Origin of the sequence: Maribacter sp., assembly GCF_039974175.1 — a bacterium.
Taxonomy (GTDB): domain Bacteria; phylum Bacteroidota; class Bacteroidia; order Flavobacteriales; family Flavobacteriaceae; genus Maribacter_C.
The window spans coordinates 153,318-179,119 of sequence record NZ_JBDWJN010000003.1; the positions used below are offsets into that span (position 1 = coordinate 153,318).

23 protein-coding genes and 1 tRNA gene are annotated in these 25,802 nt (G+C 40.0%); 12 read left to right on the forward strand and 12 right to left on the reverse strand.

All coding sequences use genetic code 11. The features are described from left to right. The first annotated feature begins 42 nt into the window (after positions 1-42). Entirely contained in the window at positions 43-576 is a 534-nt protein-coding gene (locus ABJN95_RS01740; RefSeq protein WP_348368265.1) for an alpha-ketoglutarate decarboxylase, read from the forward strand. A gap of 9 nt (positions 577-585) precedes the next feature. Further along, positions 586-1,302: a dienelactone hydrolase family protein gene (locus ABJN95_RS01745; RefSeq protein WP_348368266.1), complete on the forward strand. Its 717-nt coding sequence runs from the start codon at positions 586-588 to the stop codon at positions 1,300-1,302. A 2-nt stretch (positions 1,303-1,304) separates the two neighbouring features. Here the strand turns inward: ABJN95_RS01745 and ABJN95_RS01750 are convergent, their stop codons facing one another. The 4 genes from ABJN95_RS01750 to ABJN95_RS01765 form a co-directional block, all read right to left on the reverse strand. Beyond that, on the reverse strand, positions 1,305-1,658 hold the full coding sequence (locus ABJN95_RS01750) for a hypothetical protein (RefSeq protein ID WP_348368267.1): 354 nt from the start codon (positions 1,656-1,658) through the stop codon (positions 1,305-1,307). A gap of 85 nt (positions 1,659-1,743) precedes the next feature. Next, the gene (locus tag ABJN95_RS01755) at positions 1,744-3,018 is read right to left on the reverse strand and encodes an amidohydrolase family protein (RefSeq protein ID WP_348368268.1); all 1,275 of its coding nucleotides are present in this window, start codon (positions 3,016-3,018) and stop codon (positions 1,744-1,746) included. 79 nt (positions 3,019-3,097) lie between these two features. After that, complete coding sequence (galE, locus tag ABJN95_RS01760) at positions 3,098-4,120, reverse strand: UDP-glucose 4-epimerase GalE (protein ID WP_348368269.1); 1,023 nt, start codon at positions 4,118-4,120, stop codon at positions 3,098-3,100. A 50-nt stretch (positions 4,121-4,170) separates the two neighbouring features. Beyond that, positions 4,171-5,325, reverse strand: coding sequence for a DegT/DnrJ/EryC1/StrS family aminotransferase (locus tag ABJN95_RS01765; RefSeq protein ID WP_348368270.1), 1,155 nt, complete (start codon positions 5,323-5,325; stop codon positions 4,171-4,173). 115 nt (positions 5,326-5,440) lie between these two features. Here ABJN95_RS01765 and ABJN95_RS01770 point away from each other — a divergent pair, with 115 nt between their 5' ends. From ABJN95_RS01770 to ABJN95_RS01780, 3 genes are all read left to right on the forward strand, one after another. Next, on the forward strand, positions 5,441-6,676 hold the full coding sequence (locus ABJN95_RS01770) for a glycosyltransferase N-terminal domain-containing protein (RefSeq protein WP_348368271.1): 1,236 nt from the start codon (positions 5,441-5,443) through the stop codon (positions 6,674-6,676). A gap of 18 nt (positions 6,677-6,694) precedes the next feature. Continuing rightward, positions 6,695-6,946, forward strand: coding sequence for a hypothetical protein (locus tag ABJN95_RS01775; RefSeq protein WP_348368272.1), 252 nt, complete (start codon positions 6,695-6,697; stop codon positions 6,944-6,946). A 61-nt stretch (positions 6,947-7,007) separates the two neighbouring features. After that, positions 7,008-8,339, forward strand: coding sequence for a sugar porter family MFS transporter (locus tag ABJN95_RS01780; RefSeq protein WP_348368273.1), 1,332 nt, complete (start codon positions 7,008-7,010; stop codon positions 8,337-8,339). Positions 8,340-8,850: 511 nt separating this feature from the next. Here the strand turns inward: ABJN95_RS01780 and ABJN95_RS01785 are convergent. Then, positions 8,851-8,932: transfer RNA gene (locus tag ABJN95_RS01785), tRNA-Leu, on the reverse strand. Positions 8,933-9,092: 160 nt separating this feature from the next. Here ABJN95_RS01785 and ABJN95_RS01790 point away from each other — a divergent pair. After that, entirely contained in the window at positions 9,093-10,481 is a 1,389-nt protein-coding gene (locus ABJN95_RS01790) for a dipeptidase (protein ID WP_348368274.1), read from the forward strand. 78 nt (positions 10,482-10,559) lie between these two features. On the opposite strand, the gene ABJN95_RS01795 is transcribed toward ABJN95_RS01790, so the two are convergent. Continuing rightward, a complete protein-coding gene (locus ABJN95_RS01795) occupies positions 10,560-11,138 on the reverse strand; it encodes a PhnA domain-containing protein (protein ID WP_348368275.1) in 579 nt (192 codons plus the stop codon). Positions 11,139-11,271: 133 nt separating this feature from the next. Between ABJN95_RS01795 and ABJN95_RS01800 the strand changes: the two genes are divergently transcribed. From ABJN95_RS01800 to ABJN95_RS01815, 4 genes are all read left to right on the forward strand, one after another. Next, positions 11,272-11,817 carry a hypothetical protein gene (locus tag ABJN95_RS01800; RefSeq protein ID WP_348368276.1) on the forward strand — a complete coding sequence of 182 codons (546 nt, stop codon included), beginning with the start codon at positions 11,272-11,274 and terminating at the stop codon, positions 11,815-11,817. A gap of 130 nt (positions 11,818-11,947) precedes the next feature. Beyond that, on the forward strand, positions 11,948-12,313 hold the full coding sequence (locus tag ABJN95_RS01805; RefSeq protein ID WP_348368277.1) for a BlaI/MecI/CopY family transcriptional regulator: 366 nt from the start codon (positions 11,948-11,950) through the stop codon (positions 12,311-12,313). Between the two features lie 2 nt (positions 12,314-12,315). Further along, positions 12,316-14,529, forward strand: coding sequence for a M56 family metallopeptidase (locus tag ABJN95_RS01810; protein WP_348368278.1), 2,214 nt, complete (start codon positions 12,316-12,318; stop codon positions 14,527-14,529). Positions 14,530-14,762: 233 nt separating this feature from the next. Beyond that, positions 14,763-15,863, forward strand: coding sequence for a DUF4407 domain-containing protein (locus ABJN95_RS01815; RefSeq protein WP_348368279.1), 1,101 nt, complete (start codon positions 14,763-14,765; stop codon positions 15,861-15,863). Positions 15,864-15,961: 98 nt separating this feature from the next. On the opposite strand, the gene ABJN95_RS01820 is transcribed toward ABJN95_RS01815, so the two are convergent. From ABJN95_RS01820 to ABJN95_RS01840, 5 genes are read right to left on the reverse strand one after another with little or no spacing between them, the layout of a single operon-like run. Next, a complete protein-coding gene (locus tag ABJN95_RS01820) occupies positions 15,962-17,821 on the reverse strand; it encodes a DUF5060 domain-containing protein (protein ID WP_348368280.1) in 1,860 nt (619 codons plus the stop codon). Positions 17,822-17,826: 5 nt separating this feature from the next. Beyond that, positions 17,827-18,450 carry a DUF998 domain-containing protein gene (locus ABJN95_RS01825; protein ID WP_348368281.1) on the reverse strand — a complete coding sequence of 208 codons (624 nt, stop codon included), beginning with the start codon at positions 18,448-18,450 and terminating at the stop codon, positions 17,827-17,829. Between the two features lie 13 nt (positions 18,451-18,463). Continuing rightward, positions 18,464-19,465, reverse strand: coding sequence for a metal-dependent hydrolase (locus ABJN95_RS01830; RefSeq protein ID WP_348368282.1), 1,002 nt, complete (start codon positions 19,463-19,465; stop codon positions 18,464-18,466). Positions 19,466-19,487: 22 nt separating this feature from the next. Next, the gene (locus ABJN95_RS01835; protein ID WP_348368283.1) at positions 19,488-20,570 is read right to left on the reverse strand and encodes a sialidase family protein; all 1,083 of its coding nucleotides are present in this window, start codon (positions 20,568-20,570) and stop codon (positions 19,488-19,490) included. A 28-nt stretch (positions 20,571-20,598) separates the two neighbouring features. After that, positions 20,599-21,447 (reverse strand): AraC family transcriptional regulator, encoded by an 849-nt coding sequence (locus ABJN95_RS01840; RefSeq protein WP_348368284.1) that lies wholly within the window; start codon positions 21,445-21,447, stop codon positions 20,599-20,601. Positions 21,448-21,586: 139 nt separating this feature from the next. Between ABJN95_RS01840 and ABJN95_RS01845 the strand changes: the two genes are divergently transcribed. Continuing rightward, positions 21,587-22,507, forward strand: a complete 921-nt coding sequence (locus ABJN95_RS01845; protein WP_348368285.1) for a dihydrodipicolinate synthase family protein — start codon at positions 21,587-21,589, stop codon at positions 22,505-22,507. Next, positions 22,504-23,979 carry a sodium/solute symporter gene (locus tag ABJN95_RS01850; RefSeq protein WP_348368286.1) on the forward strand — a complete coding sequence of 492 codons (1,476 nt, stop codon included), beginning with the start codon at positions 22,504-22,506 and terminating at the stop codon, positions 23,977-23,979. The genes ABJN95_RS01845 and ABJN95_RS01850 overlap by 4 nt, the downstream gene beginning before the upstream one ends. A gap of 12 nt (positions 23,980-23,991) precedes the next feature. Here ABJN95_RS01850 and ABJN95_RS01855 read toward each other — a convergent pair whose 3' ends face one another. Continuing rightward, positions 23,992-25,764 carry a DNA mismatch repair protein MutS gene (locus ABJN95_RS01855; RefSeq protein ID WP_348368287.1) on the reverse strand — a complete coding sequence of 591 codons (1,773 nt, stop codon included), beginning with the start codon at positions 25,762-25,764 and terminating at the stop codon, positions 23,992-23,994. Positions 25,765-25,802: the final 38 nt, after the last annotated feature.

Genomic DNA, 25,802 nt, shown 5'->3' on the forward strand with positions numbered 1-25,802 from the left:
GGGCGTATCTTAGGAGGTATTAGTTAGTAAAAAACGAATATTATGAACAAAATTGTTCCCTCAGGTTTAAAAATGTTGGTTTTCGGAATTTGTCTTTGCCTAGGATGTCTTAATGGTTTCTCACAGAATCCAACCCAAAAAAGTCAATTTTGGGAGAAAGTGCGTTTTGGCGGTGGCATTGGTCTTGGTTTTGCCAATGGCAGTTTTAACGGCTCAATATCGCCTAGTGCCATTTACCAATTCAACAATCAGTTTGCTGCGGGTGTTAGTTTGAATTTTAATTATGCGAAATTTAGAGATGACAAGCTACTGGCATATGGAGGTAGTGTTCTTTCTCTTTACAACCCACTTCCATTTCTTCAACTTTCTGCCGAATTAGAACAATTGCGCATTAATCGCTCCTTTGATGATACTGTAATTCGCTTAGAACGAAATTATTGGGCACCTGCTCTATTTTTAGGTGTTGGCTATACCGATCAAAATTTTACGATTGGCATTCGTTATGATGTGCTTTACGATGATAACGATAGCATCTATGCAAATGCATGGTTACCCTTCGTTCGCGTTTATTTTTAAAGTATTAAAATGATTAAAACGAAAAAAATCAGCTACACAAACGGCCAAGACATTTTTCAGGGTGTCGTCGCCTGGGATAGTTCTTCTCAAGCAAAAAGACCGGCAGTTTTGGTAGCACATGCCTATTTCGGGCAACTTCAATTCGAAGAGGAAAAAGCCATTGCCTTGGCTGAAATAGGGTATGTAGGTTTTGCCATTGATATGTACGGAAAAGGCAAGAGGGCAAGCTCACCAGAAGAAGCCCGGTCACTCATGGGAGAACTAAATGCAAATAGAGCGGAGCTTTTGGCGCGCATTCAACTCGGCCTAAAAACGGCCCAAGAATTTGAACTTACCAATCCGACAAAAATGGCAGCTATTGGCTTTTGTTTTGGTGGTAAATGTGTTCTTGATCTGGCAAGATCAGGTGAAAACTTAAAGGGAGTAGCATCTTTTCATGGCATTTACGACAAACCCGAACTAAATCAAAATACCCCTATAAAAGCCGCAGTACTAGTTTTCCATGGATGGGAGGACCCTCTTGCAACACCAAAACAAACGGTAGCACTCGCACAAGAACTCACCGAAAGAAATGCGGATTGGAATATCTGTGCCTATGGACATACGGGCCATGCGTTCACGAACCCCAATGCAAATTCGCCAGAAACCGGAATGCTCTTCAACAAAAAATCAACGAATCGTTCGTGGAGAAGTTTGACCAATTTTCTAGCAGAGCTATTTGAATGATTTCAACGGTATCTGGTCTTTAACCAGACTTTCTGCAACTCTCGCTTTAATACCAACAAGGTCACTTGCTCCGAAACGTCGACAATATCGGTTAGCTGCATGTCTTTAAACGCCTTTTCTGGCACATCGATTACGTACAATAGGTTGAGATACTCAGCGAATTTTTCTAAAATTAGGTAGTAGAGTTTTTCATGAAGCAGCTTTTTTAATTCAGCAGGGGCTGTATCAGGCAACAAATCAATATTGACATTGGCTAAGGAGAAATCCTTTTGCAACTGCACTACTAACTTTTGGTACAATTGCTCTTTTTGGGCCATTTGAAAAAGAGCAGTGCTATCGGAAAAGTCTGGAAGCATTTCGTTTGTATTGGTACTATTTTCATGTTGACAAAACTATTTACCGAAAAGACATCACTACGGCTCCCTCCTCAAAACGCAAACCCTATTGTTTGTAAATGACACCCTCTTTCATTACGAAAACAGCATTTTCAAGAGTATGCACATTTTTGGTGGGGTCTTCATCAACCGCAACTATATCGGCTATAAAACCCTCCTTCAGTTTCCCTAACTCATTAGACATTCCCAAAAGGTCAGCGTTAATTATGGTTGCCGCTTGTATGGTTTTCATAATAGGCATTCCCGCCTCATGCATAAAACCAAATTCTTTCCCATTATCACCGTGTGGAGAAACACCTGCATCTGTTCCAAAAGCAATAGCGACCCCTTTCTTATAAGCTTTTCCAAAAGTAACCTGACTTACCGGCCCTATTTCACGTGCCTTCTTTGCCACTACAGGAGGAAGAAAACCTGGAATATCAGCCATCTTCGCGGCTGCTTTTCCTGCAGATATGGTCGGAACCAAATAGGTATTGTGCTTTATCATTAAATCCATTGTTTCTTCTTCCATCAAGGTTCCGTGCTCAATGGTTTTAATTCCCGCTACTACGGCCCGACGCATTCCTTCATCACCATGGGCATGTGCGGCAGTAAGCATTCCGTAGTCTTTTGCAGTGCTCACAATTGCGGTTATCTCCTCAGTAGTAAATTGCGGATTTTGACCATTTTTTGCGACACTCATTACACCGCCAGTAGCCGTAATCTTAATGACATCCGAACCATCTTTATACCGTTGACGCACCGCTTTTATGCCATCTTCAGGAGAATTGACCACCCCCTCTTTCGGACCTGGGTTACCCCTTAAATCCATCCGCATACCGTTTGTAGGATCTCCATGACCTCCTGTAGACGCGATTGTTTTACCGGCCGTAAAAATACGTGGACCGATTACAACTCCCTTGTTAATGGCATTCCGCAACGCAATATTCACACCAGACCCGCCCAAATCACGAACTGTGGTAAATCCGGCCATCAAGGTTCTCTCCGCGTAAACAGTAGATTGAAAGGCAACATCAGCAGGGTTTTTTGTAAAGCGCTCAATATACCTAGTAGGACTAGATTCTCCCTCAATATGCACATGCATATCAATAAATCCGGGGAGGACCGTTTTAGTTTTTAAGTCAATAGTTTCACTATCGGCAGAGCCACTTACAAAACCGTTTTGAATACTTTTGATTTTATTCCCGGAAACAACAATAGTTTTTTCCTTTAGAATTTTTCCCGATTCGGTATCGACAATGCTTCCGCACTGCAGATAAATATCTTGGGCCGAAATGCTGGTCACGGAAAAAAGCGCAATTGCAAATAGTAATTTTTTCATCAGAGGTTGGTTTAAATAAAAAATGCCACGAAATATACAAATTTCCGTGGCACTACCCTTTTTGATTTTTCGTTTTAACTTAAGACTTATTTCGAATCTTTTGTTCCCAATCCCAAGCAGATTTCATGGCTTGATCTAAGGTGTATTCCGATTTCCATCCCAATTCATTATTGGCTTTTGTAGTATCGGCATAAGCCGAGATGACGTCTCCGGGTCTTCTGTCAACGACTTTATAGTTTAATTTTTTGCCCGAGACCCTTTCAAAACTTTCAATAACCTGCAAAACCGAACTTCCAGTTCCCGTTCCTACATTGAATATTTCGTAATTGGCACGGTTCTTTTTATCGATTAACCTCTTGAGCGCTACCACATGTGCCCTTGCCAAGTCAACTACGTAGATATAATCGCGTACACATGTACCGTCAGCAGTCGGATAATCATCGCCAAAAACAGACAATTCTTCACGTATTCCCACCCCAGTTTGGGTAATAAATGGAACTAAATTTTGCGGAACGCCAATAGGTAATTCTCCAATTTCAGCACTTGGATGCGCACCCATTGGATTAAAATAACGCAATGCTATCGCATTTAAACCCTCGGTCACTTTACAGGTGTCGGCTATAATTTCTTCTCCCATTTGTTTCGTATTGCCATATGGAGATTCGGCTACCTTCACCGGAGCATTTTCTGTTATGGGCATTTCATCAGCCTGCCCGTAAACCGTGCATGAAGAACTAAAAATGAAGTTGGAGCGCTCCTTTTTAGACAGCGCCTTTAGTATATAAACAAGCGTTCCTATGTTGTTTTCGTAATACAGCAGGGGGTTTTCAACACTTTCCCCAACGGCTTTAGAAGCCGCAAAATGAATAACCCCTTCAATGTCATGATGTCTTTGAAAAAAATCAGCAACATCATTTTTCTCTTTTAAATCTATTTTTTCAAAGATTGGAGTCTTTCCGGTAATGGCGCCAATTCCATCCAAGACTTTTTCGTCAGCGTTAGAACAGTCATCGATGATAACTACTTCAAAACCCTCATTTTGGAGTTCCACAACGGTATGCGAGCCTATAAAACCTAAACCTCCCGTAACAAGGATTTTCATGCGCTTTTATTTAAGGGGTGTATAACCTGCTAAACTAAAAATATATGTCATTAACCGTTTACAAAACCGATAACAGTAGCGGTAATATGGTTGATCTGTTCATCATCCAACTCTGTATGCATAGGTAAGGAGATGACTTCCTTCACCAATTGGTTTGTTACGACAAAATCTGCTTCATTATACCGATTGTCTAGATATGCTTTCTGTCGATGTAGAGGTATTGGATAATACACTCCACATGGTATTCCTTTCTCAGCCAAATGCCCAACAAGCGCATCTCTTTTTCCATTGGTAATCTTTAGGGTGTATTGATGAAAAACATGACAATCGCAGCTGTCACAAATTCCGTTGCAGTCGTTCACCGTTTTTGGAATTACGATATTTTCCACACCGTCAAAAGCTCCGTTGTATTTTCGAGCGGCATTTCTTCTTTCCATGCAATATTCATCGAGCTTAGGAAGCTTGGCTCTTAAAACTGCTGCTTGTATACTGTCTAATCGTGAATTAACCCCGACAACATCATGATGATAACGTTCATACATGCCGTGGTTTACTATTCCTCTTAAGGTATGGGCCAATGCGTCATCATTAGTGAATAAGGCACCACCGTCACCATAACATCCTAAATTTTTGGAAGGAAAAAACGACGTTGAACCCACATGCCCCATTGTGCCGGCTTTCTGTTTTTTGCCATTTTGAAATGTATGGTTTGCCCCAATGGCCTGTGCGTTATCTTCAATAACATATAGGTTATGTCTTTCTGCGAGTTCAAGAATAGCATCCATATTCGCGCACTGTCCGAACAAATGAACCGGAACGATGGCTTTGGTTTTTGAAGTAATAGCCCTTTCAATGGCCGCAACATCAATATTAAAGGTATCTGGCTCTACATCAACCAAAACCGGTGTCAATCGCAACAAGGCAATCACCTCAACCGTAGCTGCAAAAGTAAAATCTGCTGTGATAACCTCATCGCCTGGCTCTAGCCCCAATCCCATCATTGCTATTTGAAGCGCATCTGTTCCATTGGCACAGGGTATCACATGTTTTACACCCAAATAGGCCTCAAGCTCTTTTTGAAAAGCTTTCACGTCTGATCCGTTGATGAAAGCCGACGTTTCAAGAATGCTGGAAATTGAATTGTTTACTTGCTCTTTGATAGCATGGTATTGACCATTGAGGTCAACCATATGTATTTTCTTCATGCGAAAGAATTAGATGAATTTACAATCAGGTGCTAAAATTACACAACAAAAATACGAAACCACGGGTAATGATTTTCTTTGAAAGAAACGTATTTTCGCTGCAAAGAATTTCGATTTGAAGTTTATCTACAATCTGATTGCACATATTGCCTGGTTCCACTTGAAAATAGCGGCGCTCTTCAGTTCAAAAATGAAGCTCTTTGTACATGGGAGAAAGGAAACCTTTGCTATACTTGAAAAAGCTATTTCCAAAAACGACGCTATTATCTGGATGCACGCCGCCTCCTTAGGAGAATTTGAACAGGGTCTTCCTATCATCGAGAAGTTGAAACATGAGTTCCCCGCTTATAAAATTCTCGTAACTTTTTTTTCTCCTTCGGGTTACGAGGTTAAAAAGAACACCTCAGCGGCAGATGTAGTCACTTATCTTCCGATGGACACACGTCATAACGTAAAACAATTTGTTGATACCGTCAACCCCAAGCTAGCGATTTTTGTAAAATATGAAATATGGCCAAACTATTTATTTGAGCTTCAGGCCAAAAAAATTCCCACAGTTCTGGTTTCTGCCATTTTTACAAAGAATCAAATCTACTTTAAAGGATATGGAAGCTTTATGCGAAAAGCCTTGGCAACTTTCACACATATTTTTGTGCAGAATGAACACTCGCAACAACTGCTAGAATCTATTCAAATAAAGAACACGACCATATCTGGAGATACAAGACTTGACCGTGTTTCTGAAATTCTAGAGAGAGACAATTCACTCCCCTTTATGGAAGCGTTTAAAAAAGAACGTCGCTGTTTTATTGCAGGAAGCACCTGGCCTGAGGATGAGTCAATTCTGATCAACTACATCAACCACGCCCCTAAAAATCTAAAATTCGTTCTTGCTCCGCATACCATTAAAACGGACAAGATTTTAGGCCTTGCCGGTGCTATTACCAAGAAGACCTTAATTTACTCCAAGCTTGAAGAAAATAACCCTGGCGATTATGAGGTACTCATCATCGATACCATAGGCATGCTTACTAAGATATACAGCTATGCAGATATGGCCTATGTAGGTGGAGGGTTTGCAACCGGACTACACAATACATTAGAACCCGCAGTTTATGGAATACCGGTACTTATAGGCCCGAATTATGCCGGCTTTAAAGAAACGGAAGACCTTGTTTCCTTAAAAGGTCTACTCCCTATATTTGATGAATGGAGTTTTGGTGAGCAAGTCAAAAAACTCTTAGACAGTCAAGAATTACTTCAAAGAACTGGTGATATTAATGCTTCCTATATCGCTAAAAATAAGGGGGCAAGCATCCAAATTGTCGATTACCTTCGTAAATTACTGTAGCCTCAACGTTTAGCAGTTATGAAATTCTCCCGAATCGTATTCGCGATACTATTCCTATACTATTTGATTTCCTGTCAAAATGGTATTAGCGATAAACATGAGGTTGATCCAAAAAAAAATGAGATTCCCTCAACAGACCGCCAAAAATCGGAGGAGTCCTTTCCAAAACCACATAGGCATAAACCTATCAAAAAAACTCTTGATAAAGAAGTAAAAAAGAAAAAGTCAAAGGCGATCGACACACTAAAGCCACTAGTCGCCATCCGCTAGTTAGGTGGAACAATGATATAGGTTTTTTTGTTAGTTTTACACAAACCAACAAAACCAACCTATGGACCCTAAAATTGTACGAATATCGCTAATTGTTGCACTTGCCGGTTTTATATTCGGCTTTGATACAGTTGTTATTTCCGGTGCTGAGAAAAAATTACAGCTCTTATGGAATTCTTCTGATGCCTTTCATGGCACCGTAGTTATAGGAATGGCGCTATTTGGTACTTTGGTAGGCGCCATTTTAGGTGGAATACCCACAAACAAAATCGGACGAAAAAACACCCTCATTTGGATTGGTATACTATATTCGGTTTCAGCCATAGGGTCGGCACTTGCTCTTGACCCAGTTACCTTTGGTGTTTTTAGATTTATAGGAGGGCTGGGAGTAGGAGCTTCTACCGTGGCCGCACCTGCTTATATATCAGAAATTGCACCGGCAAAACACCGGGGTCGCTTGGTTGGTTTTTACCAGCTCATGCTAGTAGTTGGAATACTTGCCGCCTTCATTTCGAATTATGTTTTAAGCGGGGTGGCTGCAAACGACTGGCGTTGGATGGTTGGTGTTGAAGCTTTTCCGGCTGTAATCTATACTTTATTTGTTACCAGTGTTCCTAAAAGTCCGAGATGGCTTTTGACCAAAAACAGAGCTGAAGAAGCGCGAATCGTTTTAGCTTCGATGAGCAATGACATGACCTTAGCTGATATGCAGGCGGATGTAGCCCACGCAAATGAAGGAACCAATGCATCGGAAAACATTTTCATTAAAAAGTATCGTTTTCCGCTTATGCTTGCATTTCTTATTGCTTTTTTTAATCAATTTTCTGGTATTAACGCCTTTCTATATTATGCGCCAAGAATTTTTGAAGCTGCTGGCTTAGGTGAAAGTACAGCACTTTTAAGCAGCGTAGGCATTGGGGTTACGAATCTGATATTCACACTTGTCGGTATATTTTTAATAGACCGTCTGGGTAGAAGACAATTAATGTACTACGGTTCTTTTGGATATATCATCTCATTGACCTTGGTTGCTTGCGCATTTTTATTCAATTGGGAAGGTATTGCCGTACCTATATTCCTTTTTCTATTTATTGCCTCACACGCTATTGGTCAAGGAGCGGTAATATGGGTTTTTATATCAGAAGTTTTTCCAAATCACTTAAGAGGTTCTGGGCAAGCATTTGGAAGCTCTGTACACTGGGTCTTGGCTTGGTTGATACCATCTTCTATTCCATTTCTGTTTACCTGGGTAGGACCTGGACCGGTTTTCGGATTTTTTGCCTTTATGATGGTACTTCAACTCCTATTTGTTCACTTCTTAATGCCTGAGACAAAGGGCATAGCCCTAGAAGAATTGAGTAAAAAATTGAGTAGTAAAAAGGAAAATCAGTAAATTAACATCTATTCATCTTATCGATAAAATCGGTATTTTATCCCCTGAAGCTGTTAAATACGAAACAGTTAGTCGAAATATTGGCCAAAACTGGGTAATCTAGCCCGTAATTTCGTAAATTAGAGAAAACTATCAAGAAAATGGAACAGGAAATTACTCAAGGAGCAAGATTACTTAACGGTTTCCTCAGCGTGATGGTCGTGGTTTTGGTTGGCATTTTGCTTTCCGTCGTCGTGGCTATGATTCTATGGGCTGTGGGTGTCTTTTAATCCTTACGAATAGTGTTCCCCAAACGACCTTTATTACCTATTTAATGTTTTAAATATTTTGACTTTTGCCATAATTCGGGCCCGTTGAGAAGACGGGCCTTTTTTAATGTAACAAGGGGTCGTTTTACGAAGCGGCCACCCCAAAAAAGTTATGGCAAACTTCTTATCGCTCCTTGCTATAGTGGTGCGCCAAGATCAGAGCATAAAAAAAGCCCTTCATTGAAGAAGAGCTTTTCCTTTTGTACAGGCGGAGAGACTCGAACTCTCACACCTTGCGGCACTAGATCCTAAGTCTAGCGTGTCTACCAATTCCACCACGCCTGCATTTCAATACAATTCTATACACCAGCACTCCGAAACTTTAAAGGAGCTGCGTATTTCCCATATAATGGGGTGCAAATATAAAGCAAAAAATCAATTCTCTAAATAGTAGCGCAGCAAAAAGTTCTTTTTCTTAATTTAGATTTTAGATATATTAAAATACATGAAAGACCCGAAGGATTACATTGCCCAAAACAAAGAACGTTTTATCAACGAACTCATCGAATTACTGAAAATTCCATCAGTAAGCGCAGATCCAGCTTTTTCACAAGATGTATTGGATGCCTCTCAAGCTATTAAAGCATCTCTTCTAAAAGCAGGCTGTGATATTGCAGAAATTCATGAAACTGATGGTTATCCCATTGTATACGGTGAAAAAATTATCGCCCCGAACCTTCCAACAGTTCTGGTTTATGGCCATTATGATGTACAACCTGCTGACCCTCTGGAATTATGGGATTCACCGCCCTATCAGCCCGTAATAAAAAAAACCGAGGTACATCCAGAAGGTGCGATTTTTGCACGGGGCTCATGCGATGACAAGGGGCAATTGTTCATGCATGTAAAAGCTTTGGAGTATATGGTGCAAACGAATCAATTGCCTTGCAATGTAAAATTTATGATTGAGGGAGAGGAAGAAGTAGGCAGTGACAATTTAAGTATCTATGTAGCCAACAACAAGAAGAAATTAGCGAACGATATTATCCTGATCTCCGATACCGGAATGATTGCCAACGATGTACCTTCTATCACAACAGGATTACGCGGATTGAGTTATGTTGAGGTTGAAGTAACAGGACCAAATCGAGATTTACATTCGGGACTCTATGGCGGGGCTGTTGCTAACCCGATTAATATATTAACCAAAATGATTGCTAGTCTTCATGACGAAAATAATCATATTACAATTCCCGGGTTCTATGACAAAGTAGAGCAACTCTCTCTCGAGGAACGCGCTGAAATGGCCAAAGCACCATTTTCTTTGGAAGATTATCAAGATGCCCTAGACATAACTTCCGTTTACGGAGAGGAAGGATATACAACCAACGAACGAAATTCAATTCGCCCTACCTTAGATGTGAATGGCATCTGGGGGGGCTATATTGGTGAAGGGGCCAAAACCGTAATCGCAAGCCAGGCATTCGCCAAAATCTCAATGCGTTTGGTTCCGAACCAAGATTGGGAAGAAATCACAGCGCTATTCAAGTCCCATTTTGAAAATATCGCCCCCAAAGGGGTAAAGGTCAAAGTGACACCTCATCATGGCGGACAAGGTTATGTTACACCTATAAATACTATAGGTTATCGAGCAGCTTCTAAAGCCTACGAAACCACCTTTGGAAAAAAACCTATTCCGCAACGTAGCGGTGGGAGCATACCCATAGTAGCACTATTTGAAAAAGAGTTAGAAAGCAAAACAATTCTTATGGGCTTCGGATTGGATAGTGATGCTATTCACTCTCCTAATGAACATTTTGGCGTATGGAATTACTTGAAAGGTATTGAGACGATTCCATATTTCTATCAGTATTTTAAGGAGATGAATTCCTAAAAAGAATCAAGATCGCTTCGCTTTTAAAAGCTAGCAACATGACCGTGAAAAATAAAGTTTGGTCTCATGTCTCGAAATTTATATCTTCTTCACGTACTTCGTGATGATTACAATTTGTGTTGGGCCAACTTTGCCCTCAATGTATTCGGCATTTTCACGATCTAAAGAAATTCTGCGTACAGCGGTACCCTGCTTAGCAACCAGACTAGAGCCTTTTACTTTCAAATCCTTAATAAGAACAACACTATCTCCATTTTGGAGCACTACGCCATTTACATCACGATGTATTATTTTCTCTCCCTCCGCTACACCTTCACCGGTGGCTTGGGCCCATTCTAAAGTTTCATTCTCTAAATACATCATATCGAGAAGGTCTTGAGACCAACCTTCAGACCTCAATCGAGAAAGCATTCGCCAGGCCACAACTTTAACAGCATCGTATTCACTCCACATACAATCATTCAGGCAGCGCCAGTGATTGGGGTCAGTTGTATCGGGGTTTTCAATTTGACCAATACATGTTTCACAGCCAAAAAGGCTTCCATCCATTCCGCCTTTTGATACTGGGGGCACTTCATAAACTTTTAGATTATCTGTCGCTGAACAGAGTTCGCATTGTGATCTACTTCTATCTTTTAATTGCTCAAATAAACTCATTTGCTATTTTTCATCAGTGCAAACTTATCGCTTTATAGCTTATTAATGACCGTTGGTCGTATTATTCGCATTTGCAGTACTAGAAGTTATTTTTATTCGTTCTTGACTGACCTACTATGCAAAATAATGTTCCATGTCGATTTCAAAAGAAAAAACGGCCCTGTTTTTCAGGCTGAGTATTTCCGTTACTGTATTTAGCGCACTTTTTAAATTTATGCCCGTAATCTTAATAATTCTCGGAGCCGCTGGCATGGTGACTTTTCTCAGCATTCAAGTTTATCAAAAAGAGCAAAGAGTACCCCTCGATTATACAAGACTACTGCTTATAATTTCCTTTTCAGCCAATTATGCCTTCGACCTTTTTGCTTTGCCCTATGTAAATGTGCTTACTTTGATAACCAAGTTGGCGCTCATAGCTTTTCTTATACTTTATATTAAAAAAATCATTCTATCCTTTCAAGATATCACTCAGAACACTGGTCTTTTACTTGGCAATTTTGATCGAGAGAACCTATCGTTTATCCTTGCCGATTTGGCCACCGTTTACATTGTGATGGCCTCTTTATTTAAAATTCTTAACTGGGAACTTGGCATGCTAAACGGCAACCTACTTTTGGTTATTGGACTATTCTCCGCCCTAATCTCAATTTTGGCCAGTTCAAAAGAACTTAGCAAGTAAAAATTTCATAGCGCAGTCCTATATTCTTATATGGCTAAAGCATATTTTTATATTCTACATTTGTAGAATTAAAAAATTTATTCTATGTTTGTAGAACAATCCTGAAACCTCAGGGCCAAAAACGTAGCATATGCAGCTGTCAAAATCGGAAGAAGAACTCATGAACATTATCTGGAAGAAAAAGAAAGCTTTCATGAAAGATTTGTTAGATGCTTACCCAGATCCCAAACCCGCTACCACAACGGTTGCTACCCTTTTAAAACGTATGACCGATAAGGGTTTTGTGAATTACAAAGCTTTTGGAAGGTCTCGAGAGTATTTTCCACTGGTAAGAAAGAAAGACTATTTTTCAAAGCATGTAAACGGGCTCATCAAGAACTTTTTCAATGATAGTCCGGGGCAATTTGCTTCCTTTTTTACCAAGGAAACCAATTTAAGTAAAGCGGAATTGCACGAATTGAAGGCCTTAATAGATAACGAAATCAAAAAGAAGTAATCATGCTTATTTACATTATCAAATCAGCGGCATGTATGGCTATTTTCTTTGGCTTTTACAAACTCCTTTTGGAGCGAGAAAACATGCATGTTTTTAAGCGCTTCTATCTGCTTTTAGCACTTGGAGCTTCATTAATGATACCCGCCCTTGTGTTTACAGAATATGTTGTGGTAGAACCTATTGCCTATGCCGAAGTGCAATCGCTACCCGCTACGGATTATGATTACATTGGAGTACCTGTGGCTCTAGAAAATGATGTTTTGGATGTGGCACCGATTCTTTGGACTATTTATATCTGCGGATTCTTATTCTTCGGCTTGCGGTTTATTAGAAACCTTTTTCAGATTTTTCGCAGAGTACAGCAAAATCATACGCAAAAATCCTCAAGCTTTATTCAAGTACTAATAAAAGAGAATTTTCCTCCGCATACTTTTTTTAAATATATCTTCTTGAATAAAAAGAAATTTGAAGCCAACGAAATACCGCAGGAGGTACTGCTTCATGAAGAAACTCATGCCCGTCAAAAACACAGTTTAGATGTTGTTTTTATCGAGTTGCTACAAGTTATTTTTTGGTTCAACCCCTTAGTATATCTATTTAAAAAGGCCATAAAGTTAAATCATGAATTCTTAGCCGATCAAGCCGTGCTTAATAAAAACATTGATAAAACTACTTATCAAAATACATTGCTGTCGTACTTATCACCCGACAGTCAGAACAAGTATCAGTCAAAGTTGGCCAATGCCATCAATTATTCATCAATCAAAAAACGATTTACCATCATGAAAACACACACATCGAAAAAAGCTGTTTTTCTAAGGAGTTTATTACTACTACCGCTACTTGCCGTGCTGCTCTTGGCGTTTAGCGAAACCAAATTAATAGAAGTTAGCACTCCAATTAACAATAGTGCAATGCAGGAAAAAGCTTCCGATCAAGAGTTGGTTAACTACTCTAAGCTTGCTACAAAATACAATGCCATTGCCATAGAACAGCGGAAAATACCATTAGATGATCTTAAGGTATTGGAAGCTATTTTCAAAAAAATGAGTGCTGTACAAAAAGAAAATGCACAACCATTTCCTGAATGTCTTCCCAAGAACATCCAAGACGGAGCTTCGCGAAAGTTAATGGCTGAGTACACTACCTTGGCCAAAAAATACAACAAAATGCTTTACGAAGGCAAGAGTATTCGAATTCAAATGAACGATGTGGAGCGAATGGAATATATTTATGGATTGATGTCTGCCAAACAAAAAGCAGACGCAGAACCCTTTCCAGAATTCCCAGACCCACCCCCAGCACTAAAAGAACAAAAAGCACCAAAGCCAAAAAACGCGAACAAGCGTACTATTCCGCCATCGCCACCCTCTCCACAAGAGATTGAATTAGAGGAAGTCGCCGAAGTTGAAGAAGCGGTTGCGCTTGAAGAAGTGGAGGAAGTCGCAGAAGTTGAAGAAAATATGGGGTTTGAGGCGCCTGTTGAATTGAAAAACCCAGTTGCACCGCCGCCACCTAAATCGCCACTTGACCATATCATTGACATGGCCAAATTAGGAGCTACTTTTTACTACGAAGGACAACAGATAACTTCAGATAAGGCGATTGAACTTTTAAAAAACAACCAAGATCTGAATATTCAAAGCAGTGGAAAGCGGTCTAAAAAACCTAAAGTGAAAATTTCTAAAGAACCTATTTATCTCAATAGATCTGGCGTTCCTACATCTATTGAAACAGGAAACATAGAGATTAATGGCGACCAGGGCTTCTACAGTAAAAAGGATGGTGTAACTTCCTATTTTAATGCTAATGGGCAACAGGTAAATAAAAACGGAAAGGTTTTGAAAAAGAATTCTGAGACCAATCCGAAATTCTATTTCAATGACAGGCCAATTTCCTCTGTCGAAGCCAATCGACTTTTAACCAACAACACTTCAATTCAAGTAAGTAGTAAGGCGTACAATGATGGAAGTTATATCATTCAACTCACAGATTTGAAAGCATTTAACAATCAAAATATAAACCGAAACAGAAATCCAAATGCTGCAATTGACTTGACAGAGATGATAGCCAAAGATGCACTCTTTTATCACAATGATAGCCCTATTACAACTGAGAAAGCCTTATGGCTTACCAAAAATAGTCTTATCGAACGCGTAAACACCATTCGACCAAAACAAGGGAAACCCAGAGTATACTTTTGGAGTAAGGCATAATAATCATTTGATAGTATTTAAGCTTAATCACAAACCAATGTTAAAGCCTTCATTTAGAGGGCTTTTTTTGTAACAAAAACCCCTAGTTTGCGTTCTAATAGCAATCAAGAGTCAGATTGAGTACCGTCAAGAACCAACCTAAATCCTCTCGACTATGCTCAGGTTGACACTGTACTTTAGCATTATCATTCATCAACCTTTCACGCCTACAGCGCGATCTAAAAAACGACATCATGTTACAAAACTTCTTTATTCTCTGCTCTGGATCAGATTCTTCCATCTTAAAAACCTGTTCCGAAGGAGAACAAAACAAATATGCCGGTATTGGCGCGACAGTGTTTTTTACGGCCGTTATGGCATTCATTGCCAGTAGTTATGCGCTTTACACCGTTTTCGACAATATCGTTGCTGCTATTTTCTTTGGCTTGATCTGGGGATTGTTAATTTTCAACCTCGATCGATTTATCGTTTCAACAATCAAAAAAAGAAATAGTTTTAGCAGCGAGCTCTTGCAAGCCACGCCAAGAATCGCATTAGCAGTAATTATTGCCATAGTCATTTCAAAACCCTTGGAAATGAAGATTTTCGAAAAGGAAATCAATCAGGTATTGTTGGAAGAAAAGAATGCGATGACCCTAGCCAACAAGGAGCAATTGGCATTACAGTATACGCCTGCAGTGGAAAAATTAAATCAAGACATTGCTGTACTAAAGGCGGAAATTGTAGACCAAGAGGCGGAAACCAATGCTTTGTACGATACCTATATCACAGAAGCAGAGGGCACCTCTGGCACTATGTTATTGGGAAAGGGTCCTGTTTATGCTGAAAAACGTGAGAAGCATGACGCTGCCCTAGCCGAGTTAAAACAGCTTAAAGAAGCCAATGCAGCAAAAATCTCAGGGATCGAAAGCCAAATCGCGGCCTTGAACACCGAGTACGCTGATATAGTGAAAAATTCCCAACCCATCATAGACGGCTTCGACGGACTCATGGCCCGTATCAATGCTTTGGAAAAGCTACCTTGGTTGCCTTCATTTTTTATTTTTTTACTGTTTTTGGCCATCGAAACCTCGCCTATTATTGCTAAGCTTTTAGCGCCTAAAGGTGCATATGACTTGAAATTGGAAGATGAAGAAAGTGCTATCAAAACCTGGGTAGTGCAAAAAGTACAACAACGCGAGCAAGTATTGCATACAGACACTTCACTGAACGAAAAGATTTACGGTGAAATTGCAGCGGAAGAAGAGGTCTATGCTTATAAAAAACAAAAAGCGGAAGAACTCCTAAAATTGCAGGCAGATGCCTTTCACGATATACAGGTAAGAAGCCTTTGATAGCGCTAGACCTTGATTATCAATACACTAACGGTCGTTAGCATTTTTCAGATTTCAATAGCACGACAAGATTCTCATAAGGGTCAACATGAGCACTGTTAGTGTGCTATCCGCTTCACTAAGGCCACCCAATCTTGTTCCTCACTAGAGGGCGGATTACCCAATGATGTAACATTGCCTTCAGAATTATCAGTCGTCTTTAAAGAGCCGGTCTTCAAATCGCCCCCATTTAAGGGATCATACCACCTTACCTGATACTGTGTATCTCCGTGGGTGGCTAGGTTAATCGAATATCTTTTCGAGTTCGGTAGATTCAACGCATGATCTTTCGGAAAGTAAATGGCATATACTTCTTCTGGTTTTTGAAAACAATAGGCTCCTTCGGCATTGACCAGATGATGCGCCGGGCTCATTTCCCAATAGGGTAGGTGTTGTTGAAAAAAGTCCATAGCATACCCTGTGAGTTCCCATAACCGATCTCTCGTACGCCAATCTTCGGTATTTAAATCGTTGTACCGATTTCTGGCACCAAAATACCACTCCACACCTGCCCCGCCAGACAATAAGGTACCCCATAACACATACTGTCTTAAGGTATCGTGATGCGGGGTTATCGAATCAGATTGCGCACCCGTATGCCACATACCAATCTCATCCATGGTAATCATCCATTCATGGCCCGACTCATGGGCTTTGGTTTTCCAGGTTTCTAAAACTGCTGCCGCCCCCTCGCGCTTGTCAACCTGCAGGGAGAGTCCATCGAGGTTCTTAAAACCTACAATAGAATCAAGTATGTATGCGCGATACGGTTCATGCGAATGTGTGTGCAACAAGATGGGATGATTGTATGGGTCAATTTTGGTAAGAAAGTCGGTCATCGCTTTTCGTTGCGCATCATTTTGCGATATCGGACTAAATTCTGCAAACCCGTTTTCCTCACCTAAATTAAAGTTCATTGCCAAGTGATGCCCGAAGCGTGCCATCATTTCTCTTAGATATAATTGTCGCATCGGTCCCGTATCGCCCTCATCGAGCATGGTCTCGTTCTCGGTTTCCTGCAAAACCATGTGCAACAATATGCCTTTCGATTGCATGTGTTGAAAAACCACTTCCCACTGTGCCAACTTACTTATGTCAAAACGTGTAAAGTCATCCGTAGCTGCATACGGCCATACATCCTTACCATCGCCCTTGATGTTGAGTGTTAAAAAGTAAACAACGTTCATACCTTTGGAGGCTAGATAGTTCATTGCACCAATTAGGCCTTTTCCCTTACCATTTTGCCAAGTAGGGTCACCTTCTTGCCAATCTGCCAGATGTGGTGCATAACTATGTATGGTATCATTGGTTTTTGCTTCACCATCTTCATTTGAACTTTGCATACGATAGGTACCATCAAAATCTTCGTAAGCCAACAAATTTTCAGGGCTATCTGCCCCACCCTTTATCCAATATTTACCGGAACCTTGAAATCGAAAGTAGCCTTGGTCGTTTGCAAGACGCCCATGCGCACGAAAGTCAGCTCCTTTTTTATCTGACGGGATTACCATAAATTCTCCGGAAGCATTTGTTATTGCCAATGCGTTTCCGGCAATGGTATCATCCTTTAATGCAATTTCTTCACCTTGATGTAATTGTGCCTTATACCTCCACGCTCCTGTACGATCTGGTGTAAAATGCACCTGCCAAACAGCTCCCGATTCTGCACTTGTCTCCGCGGCATTGCCATCGGCAGCATAAAATCCTCGTACAACATATTTGGTTTCTTCATGCTCAAACTCAACAATCAATCTGTAATTTAAAAAAGGGTTTTCATCAGCGTTCTCACTCGTATTAGGGCCTTCAAAAGGCAATGTAATGGTATGCCATTGTTGGTAGCTAATCAAGGTGGTCTCTTTTTCCTTATCAGTACAGCAAATGCATAAACCGACTAGAAAAGCAATAAAATAATTCTTCATAAAAACTAATTATTATTTGTTCTTCGGATATAAAAGCTAGTATAGATCACCCAAAAAAGGATGCTACCCTCTATAATTCTTTGAAACAAACCAATGAACGAACCGGTTGGGTTTCCGAATAAAAGTACAACAAAAGCAAAAGCGATAGCTCCACAAATTATGGAGATCATTGGAAAACTCTCGCCCTTTAGTGTACTTCTTAATGAAAATCCAATTCCCATTAAACAGAAAGGGATTATCAAATAAGTGAAAAAGGCAGAAGTATTATGAACTATTTGAGCAAAGCTAGAATCTTCCATCCCCATAGGACAGCCTTCATCACAAGGAAACAAGGCCACAGTAACATTCCCCAATCCGTAAAGAATTCCAAACACCAAAAAGCCAATTTGACCACCTTTTGATTTTGGAAAAAAATTGGGCGTCAGTAGGCTAAATACAAACAATAATATTCCGCTAGCTATATACATAAAGCGTAAGTATTCCGCATTTGACACGCCGGTGGCAAAACTTTCGCTAATGTATTGGCCAACAAAACTGTAACCATCTATCCATAAACCTCCCAAAATACTGGATATGACAAATAATAGGGCTCCTAAGACACCCAGAGCAAATACCAAGGATCTATTCATTTTCTTTTATTCTTTAATTTCCCCATATTCTATTCCATAAGCTCTCAAAAAGCCCTTCCGCATCCGATGGTGTTTTAGGCGCCTCCACAACCTCGAGTCCGTGTTCCGTATTCTTCAGCTCATAGGTGAACGCAAATTTAGTCTCATTTGGTTTTAGACTTAACAAACCAAACCGAAGATCATTGAAAAGCAATTTTTCGTTCTCTTGAGAAAGCGTAAACCATCCTTCGGTGATAGCTATGAGACGAACAACCTTGTCCTTTGTTGCTAAACTTCCCAATAACTCATGATTTTTTGGATAGGATGAAAATGCAATTGGTTTTGAGTCAAAAAAAGAATAATTCCCTATCAAATACGCGTCCTTGGTATCAACATTCGCCGTCCACAATAGTGTATTAAATGGGGTGGGGCGAATATCCATTTCTTTGTAGGTGATGCCCTGCGTTATGAGCCCGTTTTTTAACTGTTTATAAGCTACTCCCTTTAAAAGTAAGGTGATGAGCAAATAGCTGCTGCTCACTAAGATTCCCCATTGATTGTATTTTCTACGTTTGGGTGAAGTTCGTTTTTGACCCATTGCTAAAATCAAAAACACCAAAAAAGGTAAGGTATACAAAGGGTCGATTACAAAAATACTCTGAAAGGCCAAGCGCATCTTTAATGGCCAAAAAAGCTGCGTGCCCCAAGTGGTAAAAGCATCTAATATAGGATGCGTAAAAAGGCCCCAGAACATCAGCCAAGACCAGTCTTTAAAAGTAGCTGTTGACTTCGGATTAATTTTCCAAATCAGCCATCCAAAAATGGGCGCAAACAAGATCGAAAAAAAAACGGAGTGACTAAAACCACGATGCCATTCGGTAGCCGTAACGGTATCAACAAAATACCTTGCCAAAACATCCAAATCGGGAATGGTACCTGCAATCGCACCGTAAAGCATTGCTTTATTCCCTACTTTCCTCCCTAAAACGGCTTCACCAACGGCGGCGCCTAGTACGATTTGTGTTAGTGAATCCATTGGGGGATCTTATTGGTATTCATTAAAGTTTATCTGGATCAAGAATTACGTATTTAACTGTTTTCCTATTCCAGGTATAAACGATATGTACTTGGTTGTTTTGAGTTTGTATTACCGTTGGATAAGAATACTCTTCCTCCTTTTTATCAGTCGTTTCTCTTAATGGTTCTAAATCGAACACGCGATTCCAGTCTTCACCATCTGTTGCTATAGCAACACTTAATGGCACTCGGTCTCCCCAGTTTCTTTTGGTAGGATTGTAGATCAATAACTGCCTTCCATCCTTGAGGGAGACCCCGTCAATACCGGAATTCGGATTCGAAAGCGCCGTGGCGCTCATCTCACTCCAAGTTTTGCCATAGTCTTCAGACCAATTTTGTGACACAACACTATTCTTTGTTCGACTTAGCAACTGTAGTTTACCATGCCCGTAATTCAAAATTAGCGGTTGTATGGCCCCAAATGCTTTGGTGTCGTTTAAGGCTTCTGTTTTCGTCCATGTTTGGCCTAAATCGTTACTAGATTCCAGATGTATTCTCCACCCATCCGTTTTGCTTTCAGTGCTTGAGGGCGAAAGAATTGTACCGTCGGATAATTGAATCGGTTGATTTTTTATAGGACCTAAAATGCCCTCGGGAAGTTTAACTGGATCTGACCAGGTCTCCCCATCATCAATTGAAGTGATATAGAGCCCCCACCATTCGCGTGGACTTGGTCCTACTTTGTAAAACAAATGTAGCGGTTGATCCTTGGGTTTAAAAAGTACTGGATTCCAGCACGGGTATCGCGAACCATCTTTTTGTATTCCATTTGCCACCTCCACGGGTACGGACCAGGATGTGTTTGTTTTTCGAGAAACCCAAATACCCACGTCTTTGTTCTTCTCCTTGGTACCACCAAACCAGGCCGCAACCATAACATGACCACTAGCCTCAACAGTAGATGCATGACATTCTAATGTCGGCGCATCTTCAAGTTTGTAAATGAATTCTTCCGAAATAACCGCCGGGTGATCTATAGTATGAATCTTTGGAACCTCTTTTTCCTGTGCTTTCGATGAAAAAACCGCTAAAATAATAGAACACAACAGGACTTTTAATTTCATTTTTGGTTGGTTTTAAGGCTTCAGCGACTTATTCAAAACTTTTTCTATAATTCGATGGGGTCACCCCCATTATATGCTTAAAATAGTAGTTAAAGTTAGCCAAATTGTTATAACCACTCTCATAACATATTTGGGTAATTTGCTTATCAGTTTCGGCAAGAAGTTTAGCCGCTATGCCAACTCTTACTCTTTTCACATATTCCATAAATGTCAAATCGGTCTTCTTTTTGAAAAAACGACAAAATGAACTTGGTGCCATATTCAATAGTGTTGATGCTTCCTCTAAGCGCACACCTTCTTGTATATTCTGAAAAACATATTCATAAACCTTATTGATTTTCTCAAGGTTTTTCGAAAATACAACATTGTAGCCTATAGGGTTAGATAACTTTTCACGGTCTTCGACTTGAAGCAGTAAATGGAATACTTTAAGCAATTCAATATAGTATGCAAGCCCTTCTAATGTGGTCATTTTTTCGAGGATTTGACTTATTAGACTGTCATCTTGCACCTTAAAACGCAGCCCTTGTTTCGATTGTTTCAAGAGTTCAACAACTTTTTCCAACTCTGGCATTTTGAAAAAGTCTGAACCAACAATATTCTCAGAAAAATGGGTAACTATGCAAGTTGGATTTAGAGGAACTTCATCCTGCAGCACCTCCCAGCAATGGGGTAGGTCGGGGCCCAATAATACCAGATCACCTTTCTCAAAACCTGAAATATTATCACCCACTATTCTTCGACCTGATCCTGACCAAATATAATTGAGTTCGAAATTTTTATGAGAATGTATACTATCATTAGATTTCAAGGGCAATTTTCTTGAAATGAAAGAGTGCTTGTTGGGCACATGTATTTTCTCAAAAACAAACTCCATTCACATTTATTTTGACAGCAATACCTTAATGTACGAATTAAATGCATAGAAAAGGGTAAAATATGATGCATAAGATGTAAAATTCTAGTGGCGCAACACAAGCATTTTCCCTTTATTTATAGGAATTGAATCTACAAAGATGAATCCGTCTCTACATGGAATTATCCCTCCAATGGTCACGCCTCTTCGCGAAAATGGTGATTTGGACACTCACGCGCACAAAAGACTAATTACCTATTTATTGCGTGGTGGTGTTCACGGTATCTTCTTGTTGGGTACTACGGGTGAAGGACCCAGTTTAGACCATGGGCTTAGAAAACAAATTGTCTCAGAAGCTTGCACTGTTATTAACAAAAGAGTTCCTACACTGGTTTGTATAACAGACACTTCGTTCAAAGAGACCTTAGCCCTTGCCCAGCATGCGAAAGAGGCTGGCGCTGATTATGTAGTACTTGCATCGCCCTATTATTTTCCTATCTCACAAGAAGAGTTTCAAGAATATCTTGTAGCGCTGGCACCACGCTTACCGTTACCGTTTTTAATCTACAATATGCCAAGCTGCACTAAAATACATCTTGCCATAGAAACGGTTAAAAAGGCCAAAGCGCTGGGTGCTATTGGTATTAAAGATAGCTCGGGTAATCGTGCCTATCTACTTTCTTTGTTGCAAGAATTTCGAGATGACCCGTCGTTTTCAATAATTACAGGAAACGAAGCCCTTTTACCTGAAATGATGCAGAAAGGTGGTTGCGGAGCGGTAGCCGGAGGTGCGAATTTTTTCCCTAAGTTGTTCGTAGCTTTGTATGATGCTTGTATAGCAAATGACCGCGACGCAGTTGCTAGACATTTGGAAAGGGTGAACTGGATTAGCAATACTATTTATAATGTTGGAAAGCAGGAATCTAAATATGTAAAAGGTACTAAATGCACCTTATCGGTTATGGGAATTTGCAATGATTATGCTGCTCCACCCATTGGACAATTTAATAGCACTGAACGAAATCAGATAATACGATATTTGGAAGAATTCTCATATAAGGATGAATACACCATTAAATGAACTATGATTTAAGCTCTATTGATGTAGGCATCATAATAATATACGGCCTATTCCTTCTAGGGATGGGTGTTTATTTTTATAGAAAGAGCAACACCTCAGAACAATTTATGGTAGCAGGAAGAGGCATTCCCTCCTGGGCAGCGGGTATTGCAGTTATGAGTACATATACCAGCAGCATATCCTATATTGCGGTTCCGGGAAAGGCGTTTGATGACAACTGGCATCCTTTAATTTTTGCGCTTACCGCTATACCCGTAACTTGGTTCGTCACCAAATACGTAATCCCCCACTACCGGAAGCATAAAATAATCTCAGTCTATAGTTATTTGGAAGAAAAGCTTGGTGGATGGGGTCGCATTTATGCAGCATTTTCCTTTCTGTTATTTATGGTCGGAAGGGTAGCCGTAATCTTGTACCTTTCTTCGCTACTGCTATCTTCATTTGTTCATACCGAAATCAGCACTCTAATTGTGATTGTTGGTGCCATTACCATTATTTACACCTTAATGGGAGGAATGGAAGCCGTAATATGGACCGATGTTATGCAATCTATCATCATGATTGGGGGTATATTTTTCGTTGGATACGTCTTAATGGATGAAGTTTTGGCCCAGCCAGATAATTTGATTCAAAAAGCTTTTGACAACAACAAATTTAGTCTAGGAGACCCAGATTTCTCCTTGAGCAGCAGAACCATCTGGGTTATGGTTATCTACGGGCTAACAGAAAATGTTCGCAATCTGATGGCAGATCAAAACTACACCCAGAAATACAGCTCGGTGGCAACAGAAAGAGAGGCCAAAAAATCAGTCTGGATCGCGATGCTCATATATTTGCCTTTAACGGCCATTTTTCTTTTTATTGGCACGGCTTTGTTTTCTTACTATAGTGGCGATGCTCACCTGCTAAACGAAAGTATAACCAAAGGCGACGAAGTATTTCCTTTTTTTATCGCTACCGAACTTCCAATAGGTATCAAGGGATTGATGATTGCGGCCATAATGGCAGCATCAATGAGCACGGTCGATTCAGCCCTCAATAGTTCTGCAACCGTGTTTTATCTCGATTTTTATAAGAAATATTTCTTTGCGGGGTCGTCAAAAAAACGCAGTCTTACGGTTCTTCGGTGGTCCACTATTTTCTGGGGTATTTTAGGTATAACATTTGCCCTGTTGATGATTAAGGCTAAAAGTGCCTTAGATGTATGGTGGCAAATATCAGGTATATTCGGTGGGGGAATTTTGGGTTTGTTTCTTCTTGCAATTTATAATGTGAAGATTAGCAAACTTCAAGGAATACTTACTGTACTCTTTAGTATTGTAATTATTGTTTGGGGTACTTTTTTAAGAGATTTACCTGAGCCTTATTCTTGGTTAGCCTGTACTATAGATCCTATTATCATTGGCGCAACATCTACTGCAGGGCTTATCGCACTAGCCCTACTTTTTATGGTATTCAATAGAAAGAAATAAGGTATCACTACATCATTCGACAATTTGCATCTTCTTCAACAAAAAAGAAGCATTCATATTCTGGCAAATACCATCCTTGAATTTATAATCAAAATGCAATTCGTTGTCGATAATCTCAGCATCAAAATAATGGTTTTCGATCGCTGTAAGATCATTGGCCACCTCACAAAGACTTAAATCATGAGTGGCAATAATTCCAGTAGATTTGGAAGCCACCAACTTTTCTACAAACTTTCGAGATCCTTTCGCCTTATCAGTGCTATTTGTTCCTTTTAAAATCTCATCAAGAACAATAAAGAAACGATCTTTCTGAATTTCATCAACAATAAACTTCAAGCGCTTTAATTCGGAAAAGAAGTACGATTCATCATCGGTTAGCGAATCGGTCGTGCGCATGCTCGTAATCAATTTAATGGGATTATATGTTGCAGCACTAGCGCAAATTGGGAGTCCCACATTTGCCATTACAAGCTGTAAGGAAACAGTACGTAAAAAAGTGCTTTTACCCGCCATATTGGCCCCGGTAATGATAAAAAATTGCTCCTTATCAATCTGAAAATCATTTAAAACGCTCTTTTCTGGATGTAGCAGTGGATGCCCGGCGTCTTTCGATTTCAAAATGATAGTATCATCAGCTAAAACAGGAAACGTATACTTCGGATGATTGAATGCGAATGTTCCCAAACTGATATAAGCATCAAAGAACGCAATTACCTCAAACCATTCTTTAGCAGATTCCCCGTGTTTAGCAATCCATTGTTCAATTTGATAACTGGTGGCCAGACCTCTCAAAAAATAACCGTTTCCGAAGATAAGATAGAATACATTGTTGTTTTGATCAAGGTTACCCAAAAGTCTTGAAAACTCTTTTAATATAGTGGAAGTCTTCTTGCCCTCACGAATAATCTGTTGTTTTTTTGTTTTTAATAAGGCGGAATTAAAATCAGTTTGTTCAATAATCAGCAACAGCTTGTTATACTGCTCAAATGTAGACTGCGCATTCGAACTAGCGGCACCGAGTTTGGTAATTTTTTTGGTAAAAATTCCGGAGATACCAAAACCCAAGACTAACAATAGAATTAAGACAAATGCAGGAATGTATCCAAAAAAGTACAACACAAAAGAAACCACCGAAACAATAGAAAAAACCAGAGGCAGATATTTCATCATTGAAGGCACAAAAGACTGGTAGTTTTCTAACCATTTTTGTATTACCGTATTGGTCGTTTGCGTCTTCGTCAAGGATGCGATGGCAGAGAATTCTTGTCGCCACTCTGGCACCTTTGAAAGCTCTTGAATAGCTTCCTGTTTTTGAGAAATGTTTTCAATCGAATTCTCGACAAACAATTGCGCTAAGGTTTCGCTTCCCTGCACTAAGGTCGTTCGATTGCTATATTGGTAAAAAGAACCTCTTCCGAACAGATCAATATCTTGACTGAAATAGTGGGCGGGGTCTTTGAACTCATTTCCTGTTGAAAGCTGATGAAAATCTCTATTCAATACCTTAACTTCCGTCTCATTGATTCGTATTAACGCCAACAAGGTATCTCTTCTGTATTGCAAATCGGTATGACGGGAAACCAGAAATAGAAAGAGGACGATACCAATTACGGTTACGGCAAGTACCATTTTCGTGTTGTCAAACAATACATAAATGGCAAAGGCGGTGATGATAAAAACCAACAAGCGAATTGTACTTGAAGCGGCCAATAATTTTCTGACCTGGCCTAGGGCGTCGGTATGCTTTTTAATTTGATTTTGATAAAAAGATGCTAAATCCTGCATAGGAGTCATACAATTTCTGTCGCGCAAAGATATGTATT

Excerpts from the sequence above, each read along its gene's own strand:
- ABJN95_RS01830 (WP_348368282.1), bottom strand. The coding sequence starts at position 19,465 with ATGGATTCACTAACACAAATCGTACTAGGCGCCGCCGTTGGTGAAGCC.
- ABJN95_RS01820 (WP_348368280.1), bottom strand. The coding sequence starts at position 17,821 with ATGAAGAATTATTTTATTGCTTTTCTAGTCGGTTTATGCATTTGCTGT.
- ABJN95_RS01775 (WP_348368272.1), top strand. The coding sequence starts at position 6,695 with ATGAAATTCTCCCGAATCGTATTCGCGATACTATTCCTATACTATTTG.
- ABJN95_RS01755 (WP_348368268.1), bottom strand. The coding sequence starts at position 3,018 with ATGAAAAAATTACTATTTGCAATTGCGCTTTTTTCCGTGACCAGCATT.
- ABJN95_RS01805 (WP_348368277.1), top strand. The coding sequence starts at position 11,948 with ATGCAGCTGTCAAAATCGGAAGAAGAACTCATGAACATTATCTGGAAG.
- ABJN95_RS01765 (WP_348368270.1), bottom strand. The coding sequence starts at position 5,325 with ATGAAGAAAATACATATGGTTGACCTCAATGGTCAATACCATGCTATC.
- ABJN95_RS01780 (WP_348368273.1), top strand. The coding sequence starts at position 7,008 with ATGGACCCTAAAATTGTACGAATATCGCTAATTGTTGCACTTGCCGGT.
- ABJN95_RS01790 (WP_348368274.1), top strand. The coding sequence starts at position 9,093 with ATGAAAGACCCGAAGGATTACATTGCCCAAAACAAAGAACGTTTTATC.
- ABJN95_RS01845 (WP_348368285.1), top strand. The coding sequence starts at position 21,587 with ATGAATCCGTCTCTACATGGAATTATCCCTCCAATGGTCACGCCTCTT.
- galE (WP_348368269.1), bottom strand. The coding sequence starts at position 4,120 with ATGAAAATCCTTGTTACGGGAGGTTTAGGTTTTATAGGCTCGCATACC.
- ABJN95_RS01840 (WP_348368284.1), bottom strand. The coding sequence starts at position 21,447 with ATGGAGTTTGTTTTTGAGAAAATACATGTGCCCAACAAGCACTCTTTC.
- ABJN95_RS01745 (WP_348368266.1), top strand. The coding sequence starts at position 586 with ATGATTAAAACGAAAAAAATCAGCTACACAAACGGCCAAGACATTTTT.
- ABJN95_RS01750 (WP_348368267.1), bottom strand. The coding sequence starts at position 1,658 with ATGCTTCCAGACTTTTCCGATAGCACTGCTCTTTTTCAAATGGCCCAA.
- ABJN95_RS01855 (WP_348368287.1), bottom strand. The coding sequence starts at position 25,764 with ATGCAGGATTTAGCATCTTTTTATCAAAATCAAATTAAAAAGCATACC.
- ABJN95_RS01795 (WP_348368275.1), bottom strand. The coding sequence starts at position 11,138 with ATGAGTTTATTTGAGCAATTAAAAGATAGAAGTAGATCACAATGCGAA.
- ABJN95_RS01850 (WP_348368286.1), top strand. The coding sequence starts at position 22,504 with ATGAACTATGATTTAAGCTCTATTGATGTAGGCATCATAATAATATAC.
- ABJN95_RS01800 (WP_348368276.1), top strand. The coding sequence starts at position 11,272 with ATGTCGATTTCAAAAGAAAAAACGGCCCTGTTTTTCAGGCTGAGTATT.
- ABJN95_RS01835 (WP_348368283.1), bottom strand. The coding sequence starts at position 20,570 with ATGAAATTAAAAGTCCTGTTGTGTTCTATTATTTTAGCGGTTTTTTCA.
- ABJN95_RS01815 (WP_348368279.1), top strand. The coding sequence starts at position 14,763 with ATGTTACAAAACTTCTTTATTCTCTGCTCTGGATCAGATTCTTCCATC.
- ABJN95_RS01740 (WP_348368265.1), top strand. The coding sequence starts at position 43 with ATGAACAAAATTGTTCCCTCAGGTTTAAAAATGTTGGTTTTCGGAATT.
- ABJN95_RS01825 (WP_348368281.1), bottom strand. The coding sequence starts at position 18,450 with ATGAATAGATCCTTGGTATTTGCTCTGGGTGTCTTAGGAGCCCTATTA.
- ABJN95_RS01810 (WP_348368278.1), top strand. The coding sequence starts at position 12,316 with ATGCTTATTTACATTATCAAATCAGCGGCATGTATGGCTATTTTCTTT.